Here is a 4,140-nt window from a genome sequence, read left to right on the forward strand (position 1 = left end):
CGTCATTTATTATTACATATGAAATTTTTTTATCATATACAATACCTGAAATTTTAAAATCTGGTTTTTTAGGTTCAGATTTGATAATAGAAATGGGTTTTTCCTCTTGTATTTCTGGAATAACAGTTTTTTCTGATTCTTTTTTAATTAGCCATGATTTTAAAGGATTTTTTAATGGTTTACTTTTTTCATATTTTAATTCAATCTTATCTTTATTTTCCATTTGCATTATTTTATTCTGAATACTTTTAAAATTTTCTTCTATTTTTCTTAAATCAATACCACCTATCATTTCTTTTTCTTCAAAAATTCCTTCATTTTCTTTTTTACTCATTTTCTTTTGTTTTGGTTTAAATTGCCATCCTGTTATTATTAAGAGAATTAATATCAAAATTACCAGTTTTAAAACATTTTTATTTTTCATACTTTATTTTACCTTTTTTATTCCAGCAATTTTAAGATTAAAAATATTTTTTTCATTTTCACCTTCTAAAACTTCTATTTCTTCAATCTTTAAATATTTTCTTCCTGATTCAAGACGATTGATAAAATAAAAAAAACCTTTGAAACTACCCATCAATTTAACTTCCCAGAAAAAATATAAATCACTTGGAATTTCTTCTTTTTTTACAGAAATAATTTCTATAAATTCTTTTGGAGTAATTTCTTCAAGATATTCGTAAATTGCAAGATTCGGGTCATCTGTATAATTTAACCATTCAAAGTTATATATTTTATCTTCTGCAAAATCAATTGTTTTCTTAATTGTCTGAAAAAATTCTGGATCATTTTTTATTTTAAGATAATTATATGTAAGTAAATCCTTTTCTGTCTTATATTTAACTATTTGATTCTTTTGAGGAATGAAAATAATAACTGTAAAGATTCCTATTACAAAGAGATAACTGATAATTACCCACAAAAACCATCTCTTTAAAATTTTATAAAAATCTCTCATTTTTTTCCTTCAAGTTTAATTCAAACTTGAAATAGTAAATCTCATTGTCTTCTTTTTTTTCTTTTCTTATTTCAAGAAGAGAGATTTTTTCAAAAATGCTTTTCCCTTTTTCCATCAGATTTTTTGCAAAATATGAACATCCTTTTTCTGGTTGAATGTAATAAGGAGAAATATATCCTTCTATGAATATATTAAAATTTTTCCCTTTTTGCGTATATCCTTTTTTGTAAGAAAGTTTTTTAATCCAGATACCAGAAGGAAGAGAATCTGATATTATCCAGAATATATCACTCCATAGTATTCTATCTTTATATTCATCTTCATAAAAAGAGCACTTTTGACAGAGAATTTGTAATTTTTTATCATTGGTTTTTAAATTTTCAAAAATAACTTTTTCTGCCATAATTTCTTTATCAAGATTTTTAATTTCATTCTTTATTCTTTCAATAATTATTTTATTTGATAGATAAAAAATTCCACAGATTAAAAAAATTGTAACAAGACCTGTAAGGTAAAAAATTATAAATCTTATGAGTAAAATCTTTTTTCTGTATTTTTCTAATCTTCTTTTAAGTAAATTAATCTCTATCATATTATTTTTCTTGTTAATAGTCCTATACAGACAGCATAGGACATACCATTTTCTATTTTATCAAGAGGAATGAGGGATTCTGAAAAAAAAGAGAGAGGGTTATAGTTTTCACAAGGAATATTTATATTCTTTTCTATTACTTCTTTAATTCCGGATATATTTGCTCCTCCACCTGTCAAATACATTTTATTAATTTTTTCTCCTGTTTTATTCTGAAAATATTTTAAGGAAACATTTATATCTTCAATAAATTCAGGAATTATATCATTAAGAATAACATTTTTTTCAAATTCCTCTATTTTTTCAATATTATGTGTACCCCATAAAATGTCTCTGCAGAATAAAAACTTATCCTTTAAAAATATAACTAAATTTGAAATTGAAAATCCAATATTTAGAATACAAACAGAATTTGTGTCTTTATTAAAATATAGAAAACTGTTTAAAACTGCGAGACCATCAACATCCATTATAAGTGGTCTTAATTTTGCTTTCAAAAAAATTTTATTGTATATTTCCACTTTGATTAAAGGGCAGGAAATAAGAAAAATGTTTTTTTTACTATCTATATTGAATGAAATATAATCATATTCATAATTATCTAAAAAATCAGGTATTATTTGAATTCCTTCTAGTTTTATTGCATTTTCAAGTTCTTCTTCAGATAAATTTGGAAGTTCAAAATAATGGAAAATAATATTATTTCCTGCAATACTGAATATACACTTCTTTCCTTTATAATTGTTTTTATTGAGAAAATCTCTCAAAAAATTTCCTAATATCTCAGTATCTTCAATAGAAATATTCCTGAAATTTTCTATAGGATTTTCAATTTTTTCTATATTTGTCAAATATAAACTATCTTTTTTTTCATAACCCTCTACAATTTTTATATATTTAGACCCTATATCAACACCTATTTTAAGGGACATATTTTTAAAAAAAAAGTGGAGTTAGGTTAACTCCACTTTGCGTATCTTTTTAAAATACTTTCCAACTTTCACCACCATCTGTAGACCATTCAAGAGTTCCATCATCAAGTTTTATTCTTACCTGAATATCTGCAGCATCTCCTGAACCATAGGCAACAGCATATGTCCCATCTACTGAAAATGTAGTAAAATATTTATTTCCAGAGGCATCAACTCCAAGATCTTCATCTGAACTGACTGCGTCTTCAATTACTTTATATTCATTGTGCTGTGAATAATAAACTCTTTCAGCTGTTCTAATTGACCCAACAAGGGAAGCACCTTCAGATGCTTTTGATTTTTTAACCTGTCCTGTGTATAAAGGAATAGCAATTGCTGCAAGAATACCAACAATAATAACTACCACCATCAACTCAATCAACGTAAACCCTTTTTTTCTATTTTTTTTCATTTTTTTCACCTCCTTTCTTTAATTTTTGACGTTATTATAAACTTTTTTTCTCTTTCTGTCAAAAATTTTTTTATGATATCAGAGTTACTATATATCCCATCATCTAATAGTTCCTGCAAGTTTAAATATGGGTAAATAAATAGCAAGAACAACAATACCAACGATAATCCCAAGACCTATTATTAAAATTGGCTCAATTATAGAAGTTAAAATATTTACAGTTGCATCAACTTCATCTCTGAAAAATTTTGAAACCCTGTTTAACATATCTTCTAATCTACCTGTTTCTTCTCCAACCCTTACCATTCTCACAAGTATTGGCGGAAAAATTTTATATTTTTTCATTTCTTCATTTAGAACTTTACCTTCTATAACTCCTTTTCTTATTTTTTTAACAATATCCTCAATTATTATATTCCCTGAAGTAGCAGCAACTATTTCAAGAGCAGAATTTATACTTACTCCTCCTGAAAGAAGTGTGGAAAGAGAACGGGAAAATCTTGAAAGAGAAATTTTAATCACAAGTTTACCAATTAAAGGAAATTTTAATTTCACTGAATCTATCCAGTATCTACCAGATTTTGTATTTCTGTAAAAAAATAAAAAAATTCCAAATAAAACTAAAAATATTAAAATAAAGGGTAAAAATTTTAAAAATAAACCACTTATTTTAAAAACAATCAATGTTAATCCGGGGAGTTTTGCTCCAAAACTTGAAAAAATAGATTGAAACTTTGGAATTAGAAATAAGAAAACAAAAGAAATAACTCCTATAAAAAACAAAAAAATTACAGCAGGATAACTTAACGCCTGTCTTAATTTTCTTAAGAGAATTATCTGGTCTTCTATATATGATGAAAGTTCTGTCATAACACCGACAAGATTTCCACTTTCTTCCCCTGATTTTACAAGTGCAACATATAAAGGAGAAAAGATATTAGGATATTTACTTATTGCACTGGAAAAATTACTTCCTGTCTGTATATCTTTTCTAATATTTTCAAGAGCATATGCAAAATATTTATTTATAGTTTGTTCTTTTAAGTCAGAAATGGCATCAATTATTGGAACACCTGCATCAAGCATTGTTGCAAGTTGTCTTGAAAATATGGCAATTTCTCCAAGTGATACTCTTCCTCTTTTCTTTGGCTTTATCGTCATTTCAGAAATCCCATTTTTATCAACAAGTTTTATTTCAATTGGTATT

At 25.7% G+C, this 4,140-nt stretch carries 6 protein-coding genes; all 6 read right to left on the minus strand.

Features of this window, described 5'->3' with window-relative positions:
* Positions 1 to 424: hypothetical protein (locus tag PKV21_09280; protein HOM27676.1), on the minus strand; the 424-nt coding region annotated here is incomplete at its 3' end.
* Positions 425 to 427: 3 nt separating this feature from the next.
* Positions 428 to 958 (minus strand): hypothetical protein, encoded by a 531-nt coding sequence (locus PKV21_09285; GenBank protein HOM27677.1) that lies wholly within the window; start codon positions 956 to 958, stop codon positions 428 to 430.
* Positions 942 to 1,550, minus strand: a complete 609-nt coding sequence (locus PKV21_09290) for a hypothetical protein (GenBank protein ID HOM27678.1) — start codon at positions 1,548 to 1,550, stop codon at positions 942 to 944. Before PKV21_09290 ends, PKV21_09285 begins: the two co-directional genes overlap by 17 nt.
* A complete protein-coding gene (gene pilM, locus PKV21_09295) occupies positions 1,547 to 2,482 on the minus strand; it encodes a pilus assembly protein PilM (protein ID HOM27679.1) in 936 nt (311 codons plus the stop codon). The genes PKV21_09290 and pilM overlap by 4 nt, the downstream gene beginning before the upstream one ends.
* A 49-nt stretch (positions 2,483 to 2,531) precedes the next feature.
* Complete coding sequence (locus PKV21_09300) at positions 2,532 to 2,933, minus strand: prepilin-type N-terminal cleavage/methylation domain-containing protein (protein HOM27680.1); 402 nt, start codon at positions 2,931 to 2,933, stop codon at positions 2,532 to 2,534.
* A gap of 99 nt (positions 2,934 to 3,032) precedes the next feature.
* Positions 3,033 to 4,140 (minus strand): type II secretion system F family protein (locus PKV21_09305; GenBank protein HOM27681.1); only part of this gene is annotated, 1,108 nt, incomplete at its 5' end.

This window comes from bacterium (assembly GCA_035371905.1).
In the GTDB taxonomy this organism is placed as follows: Bacteria; Ratteibacteria; UBA8468; order B48-G9; family JAFGKM01; genus JAMWDI01.